Annotated in this window: 16 protein-coding genes; 9 read left to right on the forward strand and 7 right to left on the reverse strand. The window is 70.5% G+C overall.

The features are described 5' to 3' along the window. Positions 1 to 15 precede the first annotated feature (15 nt). Both ACIBJH_RS22800 and ACIBJH_RS22805 read right to left on the reverse strand, forming a co-directional pair. The gene (locus ACIBJH_RS22800) at positions 16 to 1449 is read right to left on the reverse strand and encodes an MFS transporter (RefSeq protein WP_399118681.1); all 1434 of its coding nucleotides are present in this window, start codon (positions 1447 to 1449) and stop codon (positions 16 to 18) included. Between the two features lie 57 nt (positions 1450 to 1506). Then, the gene (locus tag ACIBJH_RS22805; protein WP_399118682.1) at positions 1507 to 2310 is read right to left on the reverse strand and encodes a DUF6597 domain-containing transcriptional factor; all 804 of its coding nucleotides are present in this window, start codon (positions 2308 to 2310) and stop codon (positions 1507 to 1509) included. Between the two features lie 104 nt (positions 2311 to 2414). Between ACIBJH_RS22805 and ACIBJH_RS22810 the strand changes: the two genes are divergently transcribed. The 5 genes from ACIBJH_RS22810 (at position 2415) to ACIBJH_RS22830 (ending at position 7317) form a co-directional block, all read left to right on the forward strand. Further along, positions 2415 to 3506: an LLM class flavin-dependent oxidoreductase gene (locus ACIBJH_RS22810; RefSeq protein ID WP_399118683.1), complete on the forward strand. Its 1092-nt coding sequence runs from the start codon at positions 2415 to 2417 to the stop codon at positions 3504 to 3506. Further along, positions 3503 to 4096 (forward strand): FMN reductase, encoded by a 594-nt coding sequence (locus tag ACIBJH_RS22815; protein WP_399118684.1) that lies wholly within the window; start codon positions 3503 to 3505, stop codon positions 4094 to 4096. Before ACIBJH_RS22810 ends, ACIBJH_RS22815 begins: the two co-directional genes overlap by 4 nt. 247 nt (positions 4097 to 4343) lie before the next feature. Next, positions 4344 to 5102 (forward strand): response regulator transcription factor, encoded by a 759-nt coding sequence (locus tag ACIBJH_RS22820; protein ID WP_399118685.1) that lies wholly within the window; start codon positions 4344 to 4346, stop codon positions 5100 to 5102. Beyond that, entirely contained in the window at positions 5103 to 6554 is a 1452-nt protein-coding gene (locus ACIBJH_RS22825; protein ID WP_399118686.1) for an ATP-binding protein, read from the forward strand. Continuing rightward, a complete protein-coding gene (locus ACIBJH_RS22830) occupies positions 6541 to 7317 on the forward strand; it encodes a GNAT family N-acetyltransferase (RefSeq protein WP_399118687.1) in 777 nt (258 codons plus the stop codon). Before ACIBJH_RS22825 ends, ACIBJH_RS22830 begins: the two co-directional genes overlap by 14 nt. A gap of 36 nt (positions 7318 to 7353) precedes the next feature. Here the strand turns inward: ACIBJH_RS22830 and ACIBJH_RS22835 are convergent, their stop codons facing one another. The 3 genes from ACIBJH_RS22835 to ACIBJH_RS22845 form a co-directional block, all read right to left on the reverse strand. Beyond that, positions 7354 to 8724: a histidine-type phosphatase gene (locus ACIBJH_RS22835; RefSeq protein WP_399118688.1), complete on the reverse strand. Its 1371-nt coding sequence runs from the start codon at positions 8722 to 8724 to the stop codon at positions 7354 to 7356. A 435-nt stretch (positions 8725 to 9159) separates the two neighbouring features. Then, positions 9160 to 9354, reverse strand: a complete 195-nt coding sequence (locus ACIBJH_RS22840) for a DUF397 domain-containing protein (RefSeq protein ID WP_399118689.1) — start codon at positions 9352 to 9354, stop codon at positions 9160 to 9162. 10 nt (positions 9355 to 9364) lie between these two features. Next, positions 9365 to 10210 (reverse strand): helix-turn-helix domain-containing protein, encoded by an 846-nt coding sequence (locus ACIBJH_RS22845; RefSeq protein WP_399118690.1) that lies wholly within the window; start codon positions 10208 to 10210, stop codon positions 9365 to 9367. A 218-nt stretch (positions 10211 to 10428) separates the two neighbouring features. Here ACIBJH_RS22845 and ACIBJH_RS22850 point away from each other — a divergent pair, with 218 nt between their 5' ends. Together ACIBJH_RS22850 and ACIBJH_RS22855 are read left to right on the forward strand one after the other, a co-directional pair. Continuing rightward, positions 10429 to 10845 carry an ATP-binding protein gene (locus ACIBJH_RS22850; protein WP_399118691.1) on the forward strand — a complete coding sequence of 139 codons (417 nt, stop codon included), beginning with the start codon at positions 10429 to 10431 and terminating at the stop codon, positions 10843 to 10845. Between the two features lie 43 nt (positions 10846 to 10888). After that, the gene (locus ACIBJH_RS22855; protein WP_399118692.1) at positions 10889 to 11605 is read left to right on the forward strand and encodes a GPP34 family phosphoprotein; all 717 of its coding nucleotides are present in this window, start codon (positions 10889 to 10891) and stop codon (positions 11603 to 11605) included. Here the strand turns inward: ACIBJH_RS22855 and ACIBJH_RS22860 are convergent. Continuing rightward, the gene (locus tag ACIBJH_RS22860; protein ID WP_399118693.1) at positions 11602 to 12420 is read right to left on the reverse strand and encodes an SAM-dependent methyltransferase; all 819 of its coding nucleotides are present in this window, start codon (positions 12418 to 12420) and stop codon (positions 11602 to 11604) included. The genes ACIBJH_RS22855 and ACIBJH_RS22860 overlap by 4 nt on opposite strands. 300 nt (positions 12421 to 12720) lie before the next feature. On the opposite strand from ACIBJH_RS22860, the gene ACIBJH_RS22865 reads away from it, so the two are divergent. Then, positions 12721 to 14304, forward strand: coding sequence for an MFS transporter (locus ACIBJH_RS22865; protein WP_399118694.1), 1584 nt, complete (start codon positions 12721 to 12723; stop codon positions 14302 to 14304). 43 nt (positions 14305 to 14347) lie between these two features. Here the strand turns inward: ACIBJH_RS22865 and ACIBJH_RS22870 are convergent, their stop codons facing one another. Next, positions 14348 to 15406, reverse strand: coding sequence for a LacI family DNA-binding transcriptional regulator (locus ACIBJH_RS22870; RefSeq protein WP_399118695.1), 1059 nt, complete (start codon positions 15404 to 15406; stop codon positions 14348 to 14350). 148 nt (positions 15407 to 15554) lie between these two features. Between ACIBJH_RS22870 and ACIBJH_RS22875 the strand changes: the two genes are divergently transcribed. After that, positions 15555 to 16673, forward strand: a complete 1119-nt coding sequence (locus tag ACIBJH_RS22875) for a substrate-binding domain-containing protein (RefSeq protein ID WP_399118696.1) — start codon at positions 15555 to 15557, stop codon at positions 16671 to 16673. The last annotated feature ends 18 nt before the right edge of the window (positions 16674 to 16691 follow it).

The raw sequence follows: 16691 nt of genomic DNA on the forward strand, positions 1-16691 counted from the left end.
TGCACGGGTCGGCGGTCAGTGACCATGGTCCTCCGGCGCCGTGCGCGGCAGCAGCCGTACGAGACACAGGCACAGGGCGACGGCCGCGCCGACCACGGCGAGGCTCACCAGCAGGGCGTGGGTCGCGCCGCCGCCGACTGCCTTGAAGTACACGGTGGTCACGGCCGCCGCCCCGATCGCGTTGGCCAGCTGCTGCACCGCGTTGAGCGAACCGCTCGCGCTGCCGGCCTCGGCCGGTTCGATGTCGCCGATGGTGATGTCGTAGACCGTGCCGAAGCAGGTGCCCATACCGAGCCCGACCAGAAGGAGGGGTGGCACGAGAGCCCAACCACTCACCCCCGTACCGGAGTTGGCGACCAGCGCGGCGAGGCAGCCGCAGCCCGCCAGGATGATCAGGAGGCCCGTGGCGGCGAGCCGGCGGCCGAAGCGGTGGACGAGCCGGTAGCAGGCGATCGACGCGACGACGATTCCGGCGGAGAGGGGGATCAGGCCGAGCGCGGTGCCCGCGGGGGAGCGGCCGAGGCCCTGTTGGAAGTAGAGGGAGACGACATAGAGGAGTCCGGCGACCGCGGCGAAGACGACGACGCCGAGGAGAAGGCCGGCGGTGAAGCCCCGGTTGTGGAGGAGCGAGGGACGGATGAGCGGTTCGGGCGCGGTGCGCTGGCGGTGGCAGAAACCCGCGAACAGGGCGAGGCCGAGCAGCAGCAGGGCGGGGGCGCGTCCCGTCCAGCCGTGCTGCGAGCCGTCGATAAGCCCGCCGAGCAGACCGAGCATCGCACCCGCGATCAGCGCCGAGCCCGGGCCGTCGACGGGGGCGGTGCCGTCACCCGCGTCGCGGGGCAGGAGCCGTAGGGCGGCGAGCAGGGCGGCGCCGCCGAGGAGGAGGTTGATGAGGAACATGGACCGCCAGCCGAGACCGCCGATGTCCGCGTCCACGAGAAACCCGGCGAGGATCGGCCCGCCCACCGCCGACAGCCCCATCACCGGCCCGAAGAGGCTGAACGCCTTGCCGATCTGATCCCGGGGCCAGGTGGCGCCGAGGATGCCGAAGCCCTGCGGGACGACCAGCGCCCCGAAGGCACCCTGCACCAGCCGGGCGACCACGAGAAAGCCGGGGCCCGGGGCGAGCCCGCAGGCCAGTGAGGCCGCGACGAACCCGGCGACCCCGACCAGGAAGAGCCGCCGCCGGCCGTACCGGTCGCCGAGCCGTCCGCCGGGGACGAGGAGCACACCGAGGGCGAGGGCGTAGGAGGCGCCGAGCCACTGGACGAGGCCGGGGCCGCCGCCCAGGTCCCGGGTGATGGTCGGGGCGGCGATGTTGGTGATCGTCGAGTCGAGGAGGTCCAGGACGTCGGCGGCGAGGACGACGGCGAGGATCGCCCAGCGGGTGCGGGCGGGGAGGGGAGGGTCTTCTACGGGTTTATTTGTGTCGTGCAGTATCTGCGTCACGCAGATGAATATCCCTGGGTGCCCTCGTCCGGTCAACCGCATTAACAACGGGTGCGGTTAAGGCCGGCCCTGCGCGTAAGCCGTCGGTGACACCCCGACCGTCGTCGTGAAGTCGCGGACCAGGTGGGCCTGGTCCGCGTAGCCCAGGTCGGCGGCGAGGCCCGCCCAGTCGACGGGTTCCTCGGCGCCGGCGCGCTCCAGGGCCTCGTGGATGCGGTAGCGCAGGATGACCCACTTGGGGCCGACGCCGACGTGGGCGGCGAAGAGGCGCTGCAGCAGTCGTACGGACAGGCCCTCGGTGTGGGCGAAGTCGGTCACGCGGCGGATCGTGCGGTCGGTGCGGATGCGGTCGACGAGGGCGGTGGCGAGTTCGGCCTGCGGGTCCGGGCGGAGGTCGAGGGCGAGCAGGAAGGCGTCGAGCGCGGCGACGCGGTCGCGTTCGTCGGGCGGGTCGAGGACGGTGGCGGGGTCGGTGTCCGGGAACACCTCGGGCTGCCGTACCCGAGCGCCCGTCCACTCCGACACCGGGCGGTCGGGGACGGCGCTCCGGAAGGCGCCGGGGCGGAACTTGATCCCGCAGACCCGCCCCCGCCCCTCCAGCTTCTGGGCGAAGAGGCCGTGCGGGATGCCCGCGATCTCGACGAAGGCGTCCTCGCCGGCCAGCCGCTGGAAGACGATGTGCACGGCCGGGTGCGGGACGACATGGGAGACGTAGGGCTCGGTGAGGTCCCAGTCGATCAGCCAGTAGTGCTCGATGTACGGGCGCAGGGGCGGGGCGGGTTCGGGGCGGCGGAAGTGGACGCGGGTGAGGAGTTCGGCGGGGTCGACGATTCCCCGGGTGTCACGGCGTGCGGCGGCCATGTCGGGATCGTAGGACGAGGCACTGACAGTGGCCGGAATATGTGCGGCGGGGTGGCCGTTGGGGGGTATAGTTGAATAATCAACAACCTGGAGGGTGAACGACCATGCAGTTCGGGATCTTCAGCGTCGGCGACGTCACACCGGACCCGACCACCGGACGGACGCCGACCGAGCGTGAGCGCATCAAGGCCATGGTCGCCATCGCGCTGAAGGCCGAGGAGGTCGGGCTCGACGTCTTTGCGACCGGCGAGCACCACAACCCGCCGTTCGTGCCCTCCTCGCCCACGACGATGCTCGGCTACATCGCCGCCCAGACCGAGAAGCTGATCCTCTCCACCTCCACCACCCTCATCACCACCAACGACCCGGTGAAGATCGCCGAGGACTTCGCGATGCTCCAGCACCTGGCCGACGGCCGGGTCGACCTGATGATGGGCCGCGGCAACACCGGCCCGGTCTACCCCTGGTTCGGGCAGGACATCCGGCAGGGCATCAACCTCGCCATCGAGAACTACGCCCTGCTGCGCCGCCTGTGGCGCGAGGACGTCGTGAACTGGGAAGGCAAGTTCCGCTCCCCGCTCCAGGGCTTCACCTCCACGCCCCGCCCGCTGGACGACGTACCGCCGTTCGTCTGGCACGGCTCGATCCGCTCGCCCGAGATCGCCGAGCAGGCCGCCTTCTACGGCGACGGCTTCTTCCACAACAATATTTTCTGGCCGGCCGACCACACCAAGCGGATGGTCGAGCTGTACCGGGAGCGGTACGCGCACTACGGCCACGGCACGGCGGAACAGGCGATCGTCGGCTTGGGCGGCCAGGTGTTCATGCGGCGCAACTCCCAGGACGCGGTACGGGAGTTCCGCCCGTACTTCGACAACGCCCCGGTCTACGGCCACGGGCCCTCCCTGGAGGACTTCACCGACCAGACCCCGCTGACCGTCGGCTCCCCGCAGGAGGTCATCGAGAAGACCCTCGCGTTCCGGGAGTACGCCGGCGACTACCAGCGTCAGCTGTTCCTGCTCGACCACGCGGGCCTGCCGCTCAAGACCGTCCTGGAGCAGCTCGACCTGCTGGGCGAGGAGGTCGTACCGGTCCTGCGCAAGGAGTTCGCGGCCAACCGCCCGGCGGACGTGCCGGAGGCGCCGACCCATCAGTCGCTGCTCGCAGCCGCTTCGGAGAAGGTGACCGTCGCATGAAGCTCGTAGTCGTCTCGGCGGGACTGAGCGTTCCGTCGTCCACGAGGCTGCTGGCCGACCGGCTGGCGGCGGCGGTGGACCGCCGGACCCCCGTCGACATCCAGGTCGTCGAGCTGCGCGACCTCGCCGTCGAGATAGCGCACAACTTCACCAACGGCTTCCCCGGCCGTACGCTCGCCGCCGCGCTGGACGCGGTGACGGAGGCGGACGGGCTGATCGTCGTCACGCCGGTGTTCTCGGCGTCGTACAGCGGACTGTTCAAGTCGTTCTTCGACGTCCTCGACAAGGACGCGCTGGTCGGAAAGCCGGTGCTGATCGCCGCGACGGGCGGCAGCGCCAGGCACTCCCTGGTACTGGAACACGCCCTCCGCCCGCTCTTCGCCTACCTCCGGGCCGTGGTCGTCCCGACCGCGGTCTACGCCGCCTCCGAGGACTGGGGCGCGGAGGGCCTGCCGGACCGGATCGACCGGGCGGCGGGGGAGCTGGGCGCGCTGATGACGGGCCTGTCGGGCGGCCGCCCGGAGAAGAAGCAGACGGTCGTACCGTTCGCGGAACAGCTGGCGGCACTTTCGGCTTCGCCGGGCGCGTGACCTGCGGGCGCACCTTTCATCGCAGGCCGGCGAAATCCAGCCCGTCCGGCGTTTGAGGACGAGGCCCCTTCAGGGCCGATGCGGGGGTCCGGGGGCGCAGCCCCTGGGACGGTAGGGCAGCCGACCGTGAGAAGACGGTAGGAGGTCGGCCCGGGTTGCGTCCACCACGGTGAGAGGCAGGTAAAAAGGGTGATCGTAGACCTGCCCCCACCGGTCAACCGCCGGAGGCCTTGGCACACTGGTGGACGTGCCCCAGACTGTGCTGCTCGCCGAAGACGACCGTGCCATCCGTCATGCCCTGGAGCGGGCCCTGACCCTGGAGGGCTACCAGGTGACCGCGGTCGCCGACGGTGTCGAGGCGCTCGCGCAGGCCCACCGCACCCCACCGGACGTGCTGCTTCTCGATGTGATGATGCCCGGCATCGACGGCCTCCAGGTCTGCCGGGTACTGCGCGCCGAGGGCGACCGCACCCCGATCCTGATGCTGACCGCCCTCGTGGAGACCGCCGACCGCATCGCGGGCCTGGACGCGGGCGCCGACGACTACGTGGTGAAGCCCTTCGACGTCGAGGAGGTCTTCGCGCGCCTGCGTGCCCTGCTCCGCCGCACCAGCCCGGTCCCGGCGAACGGCGTCCCCGGACCGTCCGGCGCCTCCGCCGACGTACTCAGGGAGGGGCCGCAGTCGTCGCCGTTCTCCTCCTCCGACAAGCAGATCTCGGCGGCCGGTCTGCGCATGGACCTCCAGGCCCGCCGCGTCTGGCGCGCGGAGCGTGAACTGGAGCTGACCCGCACCGAGTTCGAGCTCCTCGAACTGCTGGTCCGCAACGCGGGCATCGTCCTCGACCACTCCACCATCTACGACCGCATCTGGGGCTACGACTTCGGCCCCGGCTCCAAGAACCTCGCCGTCTACGTCGGCTATCTGCGCCGCAAGCTCGACGAGCCCGGCGCACCGCAGCTGATCCACACGGTGCGTGGCGTGGGTTACGTGCTGCGGGAGGACTGAGTGGGCCGCCTGCGGCGGCTGGTCGCCGCCCGGCGGCCGAGACTTGTCTCCCTCCGCACCACCTTCGTGCTGTCCTTCGCGGCGGTGACCGCGGCCGTCACCCTCCTCGTCGGCGTGCTCTCCTACGGCGCGGCGGCCCGGCTGGTCCGGGTCGACCAGGAGTCCGTGTTCGACCAGGTCGTCCAGGATCTGCAGGACGAGGTGCGCACGCACCAGATGACGCCCGACGACTTCTCCTCCTCCGCGCCCGGCCACGACATCGTGCGGCCGGCCCGTACGGATGTGCAGGTGCTCGGGCCGGCCGGCAGCGTCCTCGACAGTGGCAGCCCCGCGCTGCCCGTCACCGGTGACGACCGGGCCGTCGCGGGCGAGAAGGAGGCCGGGAAGACGGTCGAGCACAAGGACGTCGCCGTCGCCGAGGACGTGTACCGCATCGCGACCGTGTCGCTGGGCCGCGGGCAGGGGGCGGTGCAGGTGGCGCAGGAGTTCAGCGACACCGAGGACCTGCTGCGGGCGTTGCAGCAGCGGACGTTCGTGCTGATGGCGGCGGTCGTGGTGCTGGCCGGCCTGTGCGGCTGGTGGCTGGCCAGGCGCATCACTCGCCGCCTGATCATCCTCACCGCCGCCGCCGAGGACGTGGCCCGCACCCGCCGCCTCGGCGTGCAGGTCCCCGTCACCGGCTACGACGAAGTCGGCCGCCTGGGCCGCGCTTTCGACCGGATGCTCGGCCGGCTCGCGCAGTCGGAGGAGGACCAGCGCCGCCTGATCCAGGACGCGGGCCACGAACTCCGCACCCCCCTCACGTCGTTGCGCACGAACATCTCCCTGCTCCGCCGCATGGACGAACTGCCGCCCGAGACCCGCGAGGAACTGGTCGCGGACCTCTCGCAGGAGGCCCGCGAACTCACCGACCTGGTCAACGAGTTGGTGGACCTCGCGGCCGGCCAGTCCGACACCGAACCGCCCCAGCAGGTCGACCTCGCCGACATCGCGGAGGACGTCGCGGTCCTGGCCCGCCGCCGCACCGGCCGCGACATCACCGTCCGCGCGAGCGGCGACACGACGACCGACGGCCGCCCCGGCATGCTCCAGCGCGCGATCTCCAACCTGGTCGAGAACGCGGCCAAGTTCGACCGCGCGGGCCAGACCCCGATCGAGATCGCGGTCTCGGGCCCCGCCCGCCCCGGCACGGTCCGCGTCGAAGTCCTCGACCGAGGCCCCGGAGTCTCGGAGACCGACCTCTTCCGCATCTTCGACCGCTTCTACCGCGCGGCCGACGCCCGCTCCCTCCCCGGCTCGGGCCTCGGCCTCTCCATCGTCCGCGAGGTGGCCCTCGCCCACGCCGGAGCCCCCTTCGCACTACGACGGGAGGGCGGCGGCGCGGTCATCGGGTTCACGGTCGGGGGAGTGGTCGAGCCGCGTGCGGGGGCGGGGGTACGTGGCCGAGGCTGAGGGGCTGGACAGTGAAGCCGCTGGGCATCTGCTCTGGGCCGCGCAACTGTCCGCCGACGACGGCCGCCTCGGCCCCGGTGTCCGCGTCTTCCGGCACGGCTCGGCGACCGCCGTGGTCAGTCCCGGGCTGTCCGGGCGGGACCGGATCGCGGTCGACGGGGCGGCGGACGACGCGCTGGTCCTCGTACGGGACGAGGTTCTGGCGGAGGTCGGGCCGGGCCACCGTCCGTTCGGGGACGCGGAGTTGATCGGCGCGCTGGTCCGGGGGATTCCCGGGCTCGTGGCCGCCGGTGGTCCCGGGTTCCTGTGGATGGAGACGGCGGAGCCGCCCCGGCCCGCTGTCCCGGAGGGGGTGCGGTGGCTCGACGCGGCGGGGGAGCGGGAGACGGCGGCTCTGTTCGAGGACTCGTTCCCCGGCTCGTACGCCCGTCCCGGCCGTCCCGGAGTCCGTCGCTGGGCCGGTGCCTACGATCGGAGCCCCGACGGCACCGGTGCGTTGCTCGCGGTGGCCGGGGACGCCTGGTCCGGGGCCGGGTGCGGCTTCATGGCCGGGGTCGTGACCCGGCCGGAGGCGCGGGGGCGGGGGCTGGGTGTGGCCGTGTCGCGGTTCGTCGTCGACGCGCTGGTGCGGGAGTACGGGCGGGCCGCGCTGATGGTGGACGCCGACAACCCGGCCGCGATCGCCGCGTACCGGCGGGCCGGGATGCGGGGCCGGGAGTTCGCGGCGGCGGCCCGCGCCCGGGGGAGCGCGGGGCCGTCGTAGAGCCGGTGCGACTGGTGTCTACGGATGGGGTGTTGTTCAGCCGTTGGAGGTCGTGCGGCCGAAGCAGCGCTCCAATTCGTTCAGGTCGTAGAACTTGCTGCCCTTCGAGACGGGACGGCAGCCCGCCTTGAACGCGGTCTCCTTCTCGTTGTAGAGCATGCGTACGAGGTAGGTGTCGCCCTTGCGGTAGACGTCCCACTGGATGTTCGAGCCGAGGGGTGCCACGGCGGCGCCCCGCCAGGGGTTCGTGGCGTACGTGTACGGCTGCTCGACCGTGACGGCCTTCGTGCTCCCCGGCAGGCCCATCAGCGCGGCCAGCGGGATGATCTCCTCGGCGTGGGTGAACCGGAGTTCGGCGCCCAGGTCGCTCGTGCCGTCGCGCTTGGCCTCGGCCTTCTTGAAGAAGTCGTCGAGCAGGACGCCGGCCATCTTGTACGTGATGTCGCTGTCGGCGAAGCCCGGCCCCTTCTCGTAGAAGTCCTCGGCGTCGGAGAGGTACCCGAACCAGTCGGCGTCGCGCGCCGAGATGTACCGGTCCATGCCCCAGCCCTTGCCGCCCGGGCTCTCCTCGCTCATCGCGGGGGCGATGGCGTAGAGGTTGTAGACGGCGGTGGCGGCCTCGACGTCCGTGCCGACCGACGCGAACTCGCCCGCCGTGATCCGGTCCACGAACGCGGGCTTGAACAGCTTCCTCAGTACGTCACGGGCGGCGCGGTGCGTCTTCGGCTGGTCCGTGATGGAGGTCAGGGTGGTGGCGAGCCGCTGGTCGTTGGCGATGTAGTCGCGGTAGGCGGCACCACCGGCGGCCTTGTGGAAGTAGAGGAGGTCCTTGTCGGTACGGGTCGTGCCGATGAGGGAGGTCAGATCGGGGTCGGTCTCGGCGAGCGCGGCACCGTAGAGGTTGGCGCTGTCGACGGCGCGTCCCTGGCCCGAACTGACGACGTCGATGGGCTCCTTGTTCTTCGCGATCGAGGCGAAGAGGGTCGGCAGCCGCTTCTCCATGCGGGTGGCGGTGGCCTGGATCTCCGCCTTGCCGCGCGCGCTGAGGTTGCCGTAGCCGATCGTGCTCATGGCGGCTTCGAGGGCCTGCGTCTTCGGCCCGAACTCCCGCCCCTTCGCGGTGAGTTGACCCTCGGCCTCGGCCTTGTTCCAGAGCGCGAGGATCAGGTCGCCGTCCGAGCTGTCGGTCGCGGAGCGCGATCCGTGCCGGGACACGTTCTCGGTGAAGACGGGGGTGAAGCCGGCCGGGGCCTTCTGGTACGACCGGGAGTTCTGCTCCGGCGCGTACACGGCCTTCGTGCCGTAACTGTCGGTGTGGGCGCTGCTGCCGGGGGCGGCCTGAGCGGCGAACGGGGTGGCCAGCAGCGCGGCCGATCCGAGGGCTAGGGCGGGAGTGACACGTCTCATGAGCTGCATGTTTCGCGGGGGATGTGAACGCCGGGTGCATTCGGGGTGACTCCGGGGGCTCCACTCGCGGGTGAGGCGGAGGTCCAGGGTCGTACGGCACCCTCGGCCGGGGCGAACAGGTGGGCCATCGCCTGCCGGAGGGGAGGGAGGTGGCGGCGGAGTGCGGCATGTCCGTTTCCTTCCGGTGAGTCGTTGACCTCGACCTTGTGAGATCAACGATGCCGTCGCCGGGCTGCCGTCACGAGGGGGTGAGCTGCCCAGTCGAGGGTGCAGCCGGCGCCACCATCACGCCGGTGGGCGAGGAGAAGGGAGTGCGGGTGGTGGGGGTTGCTGGAGGCTGGGGGTGAATCTAACCACTCTCGCTCATGTCGACTGGTTAGAAATTGCCCCAGCTTGCGGAGGGTGGCGGGGGTGGTCGCGTTCGTGGATGGCCCTTCAGAGTTCCTGGGTGGGGCTGGCGATGCGTTCGAGGAGAGCGTGGAGGGCGGTGGGGGTCGGGGTGAGGATCGTGGTGGGGTGGTCGCTTTCGCGGAGGTGGAGGGTGGTGGGGTCGGCGGCTATTTCCAGGCAGTCTTCAGCACCGCCACCTCCGGAGAAGGAGGACTTCTGCCAGTGCAGGTTGAGGGACATGGAGGGCCTTTCAGAGGTTCTGGGCGATGTAGCGGATGAGGTCGAGGGAAGCGGATTGGTCGAGGGCGGCTCCGGTGACGCGATCGAGGCGTGTCCGGTAGCGCTGCACCTGGGCGGCGGCATCGATGAATTCGGCTCCCTGGACCGTGTCGATCTGAACGGTATCCAACTGGGGGACGACCCCACCGATGTACTGCATCGGGTGCCCGGCACCGGCGAAACCCTCCGCGCTGAAAGGGATCACACGAAGCGTCAGGTTCTCCCGCTCGGACTCCTGGATGAGGCGCTCAAGTTGTACGCGGGTGACCTTGGCCCCGCCGACACGCATGCGCAGGGCAGCTTCGTGGACGACCGCCTCGTACGAGGTCCCGGATTCGAGCACCTCTTGGCGTCGCAGCCGGAACGACAGGCGGGCCTCGCGGTCGGCGTCGGGGAGGCCCGGCTCCGCGAAGATCGAGGCTGCCCGCATGTGTTCCTCGGTCTGGAGGACACCGGGGATGTGCACGGCCTGGAAAGCGCGGACGTACGTGCCGTGGTGTTCCAACTCGGCGAGATCGAGGACTCTTGGAGGTAGCACTCCCCGGTACTCCTCCCACCATCCCTTGTCCCGCTCATTGGCCATGCGGACCAAGGCGTCGATGAGTTGGGCGTCGTCACAGGCATAGTGCGCGGCGAGTCGGCGGAGCCGCTCTTCGCTGATCCCGTGCTTCCCGGCCTCGATGTTGCTGATCTGCGCCTGGCTGGTGCCCAGCCAGGCGGCGACATCTCGGGAGACCAGTCCCGCCGCCTCGCGCAGCTTGCGGAGTTCCGCGCCCAGACGCCCCTGACGTGCGGTGGGAGTGACCCTTGGGGGCATGCCGTGCTCCTCAATTCTGCTGATGCGGTTGCGTCGTTGCAAATATACCGGGTACCGTCATCGCATACTCACGGAGAGTGTCCATAGTGTCACTCATCCGCAACTCACCCCTGCCCCACGCCAGTTGGAAGTGCACCCCGGGCCGTCGACACCCGAGGCGAAGCCACCCGCACGGCGCGGAAACCAATCCACCCCCCGCTCCCCGGAGTCGATGCCGCATGCCCACGTACACCCTGTTCTGCCCACCCCTCGAAACATCCCCCCGCATCGCCCGCGACTTCGTCGCTTCGGTCCTCCGTGAACTGAGACTGGGCGACGAACTCATCGGCGACGCCGCCCTCTGCACCTCCGAACTCGTCACCAACGCCTGCGTGCACGCCAAGGGCGACGGCGCCGCACTGTGGCTGTCGGCCGACCCGCAGGGCATCCGTGTCGTGGTGTACGACGGTGACGAAAACCCGCCGGTGATAAGGGAGTTGACGCCGGAACGGTGGGAGACGGGCGGCCGGGGTCTGTTCCTGGTGGACGCCCTCACCCGCGGCAGCTGGGGCCACGGCGTCGCCGTACCGTACGACGGCCTGTCCCGCCCGGAGGGCAAGGCGGTGTGGTTCGACCTGCCCGGTACCGCTTCCTGATTCCTGGCGGCGGACGACCGCCCCGCCGTGCAGAATGCAGCGCATGTTCGGACCCGCGCCGCTCCAACGCCTCTCCCTGCCCGAGGAGTTCACCCTGCTGTCGTACGGGGAGAACGGCAGGGTGCCCAACTCCCGTCAGACCGCGGCCGGTTGCGCGGCGGCGGAACTCGGTGAACTGGCCCTGCGGAGAAGGCTGTTGGTCAGGCCCAGGAAGACCAGGAAACTGGGCGTCGACATCTACCAACTCCGCGGCGAGATAGAGCTGTCGCCCAACACGCCTCACACGGGCCTGACTTGGGCGGACGACCTGCTGTCCGCCCTGTGGACCCGCAGCGCCGCCCTCACCCCCCGCCCCCTCACAGTGACCCGCTGGCTCAGGGAACGCGGCCGGGAGGCACTCGCGCTGCACACGGGCGCACTGGTCGAGCGAGGCCTGCTGCGCCACAGACCCGGCACCCTGCTCACCAGAACACGCCACCACCCGGACACCGCCCTCCGCGCCGCCCTGCTCGACGGCGTCCGTGCCGTCCGCGCCGAACAGGTGCCGCTGGACGAACACATGCTGTTCCTCTGCGACTTGCTGGACGGCGCCGACCTGACGAAGGACTTCGGCCTCACCATGACCCGCCCCCAACGCCTCGAACGCGCCCGGGGCACCGGCGCGGCCGGAGCCCTCCCGGAAGCCCTGCGCGACACGAGCACCGTGCTGGGCTTCTCACTGCCGGCCCGGGAGGGCCGGACGATCACGGTCGGAGACTAACCGTCCTTGCGGGCCACCCCGCCGTAGATGCCGATGGGCGGGGCGTCCGGGTTCGGGGTCTGCTCGGGGCGCCAGTGGGTGACACGGACCAGGCCCGGGTCCACGAGGGTGAAGTCGCCGAAGAAGTCCAGGACTTGGGCGTGGGTGCGGAGGTTCAGGGTGGCGGTGGCCCGGTTGTAGACGGACGCCGCCTCCTCGCGCTGGTCCTCGTGGACGTCACCGGTCGCGTGGGAGAGGACGAGATAGGAACCCGCCGGCAGCGCGTCGCGCAGGGTGGCGACGATGCCGTACGGGTCCCCGTCGTCCGCGAGGAAGTGCACGACCGCGACCAGCAGTACGGCCACCGGCTGGTCGAAGTCGATGGCCGCGCGCACCTCGGGGTGGTCGAGGATGGAGCGCGGATCGCGCAGGTCGGCCAGGATGACCGAGGTGTCGGTGTCCTCCATGAGGGCCATCGAGTGGGTGCTGACGATCGGGTCGTTGTCGACGTAGACGATCCGCGTGTCCGGGGCGACGGCGTGCGCGATCTGGTGCACGTTCGGCTCGGTGGGCAGCCCGGTACCGATGTCCAGGATCTGCCGCACCCCGCCTTCTTCCACGACATGCCGGACGGCCCGGTGCATGAAGCGCCGGTTGGCCCTGACACCCTCCCGCACCTCGGGCGCGGCCTTGATGAACTGCTCGGCGGCGTCCCGGTCGACCGGGTAGTTGTCCTTCCCCCCGAGGAAGTAGTCGTACATCCGCGCCGGGTGGGGCTTGCTGGTGTCGATGATCAGTGGCTGGGCGCCACTGCCGTCCCCGCTGGGAGAGGTCATGAGGCCAGGCTCCGTCTTGGTGAGTGGCTGTCAGATCATCATCCTGACACGCCCGCTGTCGTCCGGGCGACGACTCCGTCGGATCGGGAATTGACAAAGGGGCTTGCGATATGTCCTCGGTGAATTGTTTGAACCGGCTGCAATTTCTCTCGAATTAATTGACGGAGAGGCTTCGGTGTGGCCTCGGCAACTCGCCCCTGGAATACTCCTGTTCGCGGGAAATGGGAATTGACAGAGGCGTTCCGATTCCCTACGGTCCAGGCGCCAGGTCTTTGTCGATCGCACCCGAGGTTGTCATTCATGACCACACCCCTGACATTGCCCAGGTCGAGACAGCGGATGATCCTCGCCGTTCTCATGCTGTGCTCGCTGCTGATCTGGCTGGACAACACCGTCCTGAGCACCGCCCTGGAGACCCTCGCCGACCCGGTCCGCGGACTGGACGCAGGCCCGGCCGAACTCCAGTGGGCCACGGGCGCGTACACCCTGGCCTTCGCCACCCTGATGTTCACCGCCGGCGCACTGGGCGACCGCTTCGGCCACCGGGCCGTGCTCACCATCGGACTCGTGGTCTTCGCCGGAGCCTCGGTGTGGGCGGCGTACGCGGGCGACGCGGGCCGACTGATCGCCGCACGGGCCGCGATGGGCGTGGGCAGCGCGCTGATCATGCCCGCCGCCCTGGCCATTCTCATGTGGACCTTCACCGGCCCCGCGCGGTCGACCGCGATCGCCGTTTTCTCGACGTCCGCCGGGGCCGGAATGGCGGTGGGCCCGGTGCTGGCCGGCGTACTTCTCGACCATTTCTGGTGGGGCTCGGTCTTTCTGGTCAATGTCCCGGTCGTGGCGGTCGCGTTGGCCGGCACAGCCGTCCTGGTCCCGAATTTCCGCAGCCCCGTCCGGCGCCCGCTGGACCCGGCCGGAATGCTGCTGTCGATCAGCGGACTCGCGGCGTTGTCCTACGGGCTGATCCACGCCGGACAGGTGGCCGCCTGGAGCCGTACGGACGTCTGGGCGCCGATCGCCGTCGGGCTGGTCCTGCTGGCCGCCTTCGTCCTCGTCGAACTGCGCGCCGAGGTGCCCGGCTTCGATCCCCGGCTGCTCGCCCGACGCACCTTCGGCGGCGGCAACGCGGCCCTCGGACTGCTGCTCTTCGCCGTGGCCGCCGTCACCTTCTACAACGCGTTCTACCTACAGGGCGCGCGTGGCTTCTCGCCGACGGAAGCGGGCCTGGCCGGTCTTCCGACCGCGGTCGGCGCGATCGCCGGAGCGCCCCTCGGCGCGCGGCTGGTCCGCCGCACCTCGCTCCTGGCCGTCGCCCCGCCGTCGCTCGCCGTGGCTGCGCTGACCATGGGCGCGTACGGGTTCCTCGGACTGGGCACCCCGCTCGTCCGGATCGAGATCCTGCTGCTGGTGCAGGGGCTCGCCGTCGGCATGGTGATCGGCCCGGTGACGGCGGTACTGATCGGCTCCCTGCCGCTGGAACGGGCCGGGGCCGGGTCGGCCGTCACCAACACCGTGCGGCAGACCGGCAGCGTGCTCGGGATCGCCGTCGGCGGCACGATCATGTCGATCGTCTACCGGCGCGCGATCGAACCCGCGCTGAGCGATGTCTCCGGCCCGGTACGGGACCGCGCGCGGATCTCCGCCGAACAGGCCCGGCACACCGCGACCACGCTCCACCGGCCCGCTCTCGCCCATGCCGCCGACGACGCGTTCCTGCACGCCATGCACGTCGGCGCCGTCTGGATCATGCTCGCCGCACTCCTCGGGGCGGCTGCGCTGACGTCCGCACTGCGGCCCGCTGCGGCTACTGGCACCGGAGCGAGCGCGGTGCCCGAGCCCGAACCCCTCCGCCGACCCGGTGACGGGGCCGAGGCCAAGTGACCGGCCCGACGAGCCGGCACACCTGGTTCCTCCTGAGGTGCCGCTAGTCGCGGCGGGCCCCTCCGGCCGTGATCTCGCCGGATCCCCGTTCGATCAGCCGGGTCGGGATGGTGACCGCGCGGGTGGGTGACCGGTCGCCGTCCAGTCTGCCGAAGAGCATCTCGGCGGCCGTCCTGCCCAACTGCTCGACGTCCTGGGCGATGACGGAGATCCCCGGGCTGAGGATGTCGGCCAGGGGGAAGTCGTCGAAGCCGACGTGGGCCACGGTGTCCTGGAGGCCGAGTGCGCGCAGCGCGCGAACGGCCCCTATGGTGACGAAGTTCTGGCTGGTGAACAGCGCGGTGGGCGGGTTCGGCAGCGTCAGGAGCTGCCGGGTCGCGGTGATCGCGGATTCCTCGCTGGCCCCGGTGTGCCGGACGATCTCGTCGTCGTACTCGATGTGCCCGACCTCCAGGGCATGCCGGTAGCCGTCGAAACGCTGGGCGGCGGTGGAGATCGTCGCGCGGTCGCCGAGATAGGCGATGCGGCGGTGGCCGGCCTTCAGCAGGTGGTTGACGGCGGTGAGGGCACCCTGCCGGTTGTCGGAGACGACGGTGTCCGCGTCGAGCAGGCTGGGCTCGCGGTCGACGAAGACCATGCAGGTGCCCGAACGCTGCTCGCTGATCAGATAGCTGTGGTCGCGGCCGGCCGGCACGATCACCAGGCCGTCGACCCGCCGGTCGATGAGAGCCCGGGCCAACTCCCGTTCCCGGGCCGGGTCCTCGTCGAGGCTTCCGACCAGCACGAGCACTCCGCGCTCCCGTGCCACGTTCTCGACGGTTCGGCTCAGGGCCGCCGAGAAGGGGTTCGCCGCGTCCTCGACGAGCATCCCGATCGTGGCCGTACGGCCGTCCCCGCGGCGCAGGCTGCTGGCGGTCAGGTTCGGCCGGTAGCCCAGTTTGTCGGCCGCGTCACGCACCCGGGCGGCGATGGCCGGATCGACGGTGGGCACCTCGTTGACCACGCGAGAGACCGTCTTGATGGCGACTCCTGCCAGTGCCGCCACCTCGCGCATGGTGGGGCGGCTGCGGGGGGACGGCGACGGCGGCTCGCCCAGAGTCATCGTTGTCTCCAACTGATTGCGCGTTACCTACTTGTTGCCGACGCATGTTTACCAGTGTCTTGACGCGCTCGTCCATACGGGCTCACTATCCCGTCGAGTCAACGTTGTCTCGGCGTCGACCAAGGGACGGCTCGAAAGGGATCACGTCATGAACCTCTCCTCCAGCCAGGCGTCGGGCCTCCGCAGTCGGCGCACCCGGGCGGCAGCCGTCGGCGTCACCATCTGCCTCGGCGCCACCCTCGCCGCCTGCGGCTCCTCCGACTCCAGCTCCTCGTCGTCCGGCAGCGGGAAGGTGGGCGTGTCACTGATCCTGAAGACGCTGAGCAACCCGTACTTCGTGAGCATGGAGAAGGACGCCAAGACCCAGGCCGCCAAGGACAAGGTGAGCCTCACCGTGGCGGCGGGAACGTCGGACGGCGACACCCAGACCCAGATCACCGCCATCGACAACGCCGTCTCGCGCGGCGACAAGGGCATCCTGATCACCACCAACGGCGACGCGGTGAACACCGCGCTGAAGCGTGCCAAGCAGGCCGGCCTCTTCGTGATCGCCCTGGACACCGCACCCAACCCGGCGAACGTCGCGGACATCACCTACGCGACCGACAACGAGCAGGCGGGCAAGCTCGACGGCCAGTACGCCGCGGCCGCCCTCGACGGCAAGCCGGCCGTCATCGCCATGCTCGACCTGTTCAACAACCAGGTCGTCTCCGTGGACATCGACCGCGACCACGGCTTCCTGGAGGGCATGGGCATCGACCCGGGCAGCAAGACCGAGAACGGCAAGGAGGCCAAGACCGGGAAGTACACCGCCGGCAAGGGCGGCACGTACACGGTCGCCTGCCACCAGCCCACCCAGGGCGCCATCGACGGCGGACGCACCGCGATGGAGAACTGCCTGTCCGCCAACCCCGACATCAACGTGGTCTACGCGATCAACGAACCGGCGGGCGAGGGCGCGTACAACGCGCTGAAGGCGGCGAACAAGGAGAAGAGCGTCGCGATCTACGCCATCGACGGCAGCTGCGCGGGCCTGAAGAACGTCACCAGCGGAGAGTTCGCCGCCGACGCCGTGCAGTACCCCGGCAAGATGGCCGCCCTCGGCGTCAGCTCCATCGCGAAGCTGGCCCGCGGCGGCAGCAAGCCCAGTGTCACCAACGGCAAGTCGTTCTACGACACCGGCACCGCGCTGGTCGCCGCCAAGGCCATCGGGGGTCTGACGGTCCAGTCCCCGACGCAGGCCGCGTCCGCCTGCTGGGGCAGCTGACCCGGTCGGCCGGGTGGG

This window comes from Streptomyces sp. NPDC050548 (assembly GCF_044457385.1).
GTDB lineage: Bacteria > Actinomycetota > Actinomycetes > Streptomycetales > Streptomycetaceae > Streptomyces.

Bases quoted from the DNA above. Each gene is read 5' to 3' on its own strand.
- ACIBJH_RS22855 (WP_399118692.1), top strand. From the start codon at position 10,889: ATGTTCGGACCCGCGCCGCTCCAACGCCTCTCCCTGCCCGAGGAGTTC.
- ACIBJH_RS22865 (WP_399118694.1), top strand. From the start codon at position 12,721: ATGACCACACCCCTGACATTGCCCAGGTCGAGACAGCGGATGATCCTC.
- ACIBJH_RS22875 (WP_399118696.1), top strand. From the start codon at position 15,555: ATGAACCTCTCCTCCAGCCAGGCGTCGGGCCTCCGCAGTCGGCGCACC.
- ACIBJH_RS22840 (WP_399118689.1), bottom strand. From the start codon at position 9,354: ATGTCCCTCAACCTGCACTGGCAGAAGTCCTCCTTCTCCGGAGGTGGC.
- ACIBJH_RS22805 (WP_399118682.1), bottom strand. From the start codon at position 2,310: ATGGCCGCCGCACGCCGTGACACCCGGGGAATCGTCGACCCCGCCGAA.
- ACIBJH_RS22810 (WP_399118683.1), top strand. From the start codon at position 2,415: ATGCAGTTCGGGATCTTCAGCGTCGGCGACGTCACACCGGACCCGACC.
- ACIBJH_RS22860 (WP_399118693.1), bottom strand. From the start codon at position 12,420: ATGACCTCTCCCAGCGGGGACGGCAGTGGCGCCCAGCCACTGATCATC.
- ACIBJH_RS22845 (WP_399118690.1), bottom strand. From the start codon at position 10,210: ATGCCCCCAAGGGTCACTCCCACCGCACGTCAGGGGCGTCTGGGCGCG.
- ACIBJH_RS22835 (WP_399118688.1), bottom strand. From the start codon at position 8,724: ATGAGACGTGTCACTCCCGCCCTAGCCCTCGGATCGGCCGCGCTGCTG.
- ACIBJH_RS22815 (WP_399118684.1), top strand. From the start codon at position 3,503: ATGAAGCTCGTAGTCGTCTCGGCGGGACTGAGCGTTCCGTCGTCCACG.
- ACIBJH_RS22870 (WP_399118695.1), bottom strand. From the start codon at position 15,406: ATGACTCTGGGCGAGCCGCCGTCGCCGTCCCCCCGCAGCCGCCCCACC.
- ACIBJH_RS22850 (WP_399118691.1), top strand. From the start codon at position 10,429: ATGCCCACGTACACCCTGTTCTGCCCACCCCTCGAAACATCCCCCCGC.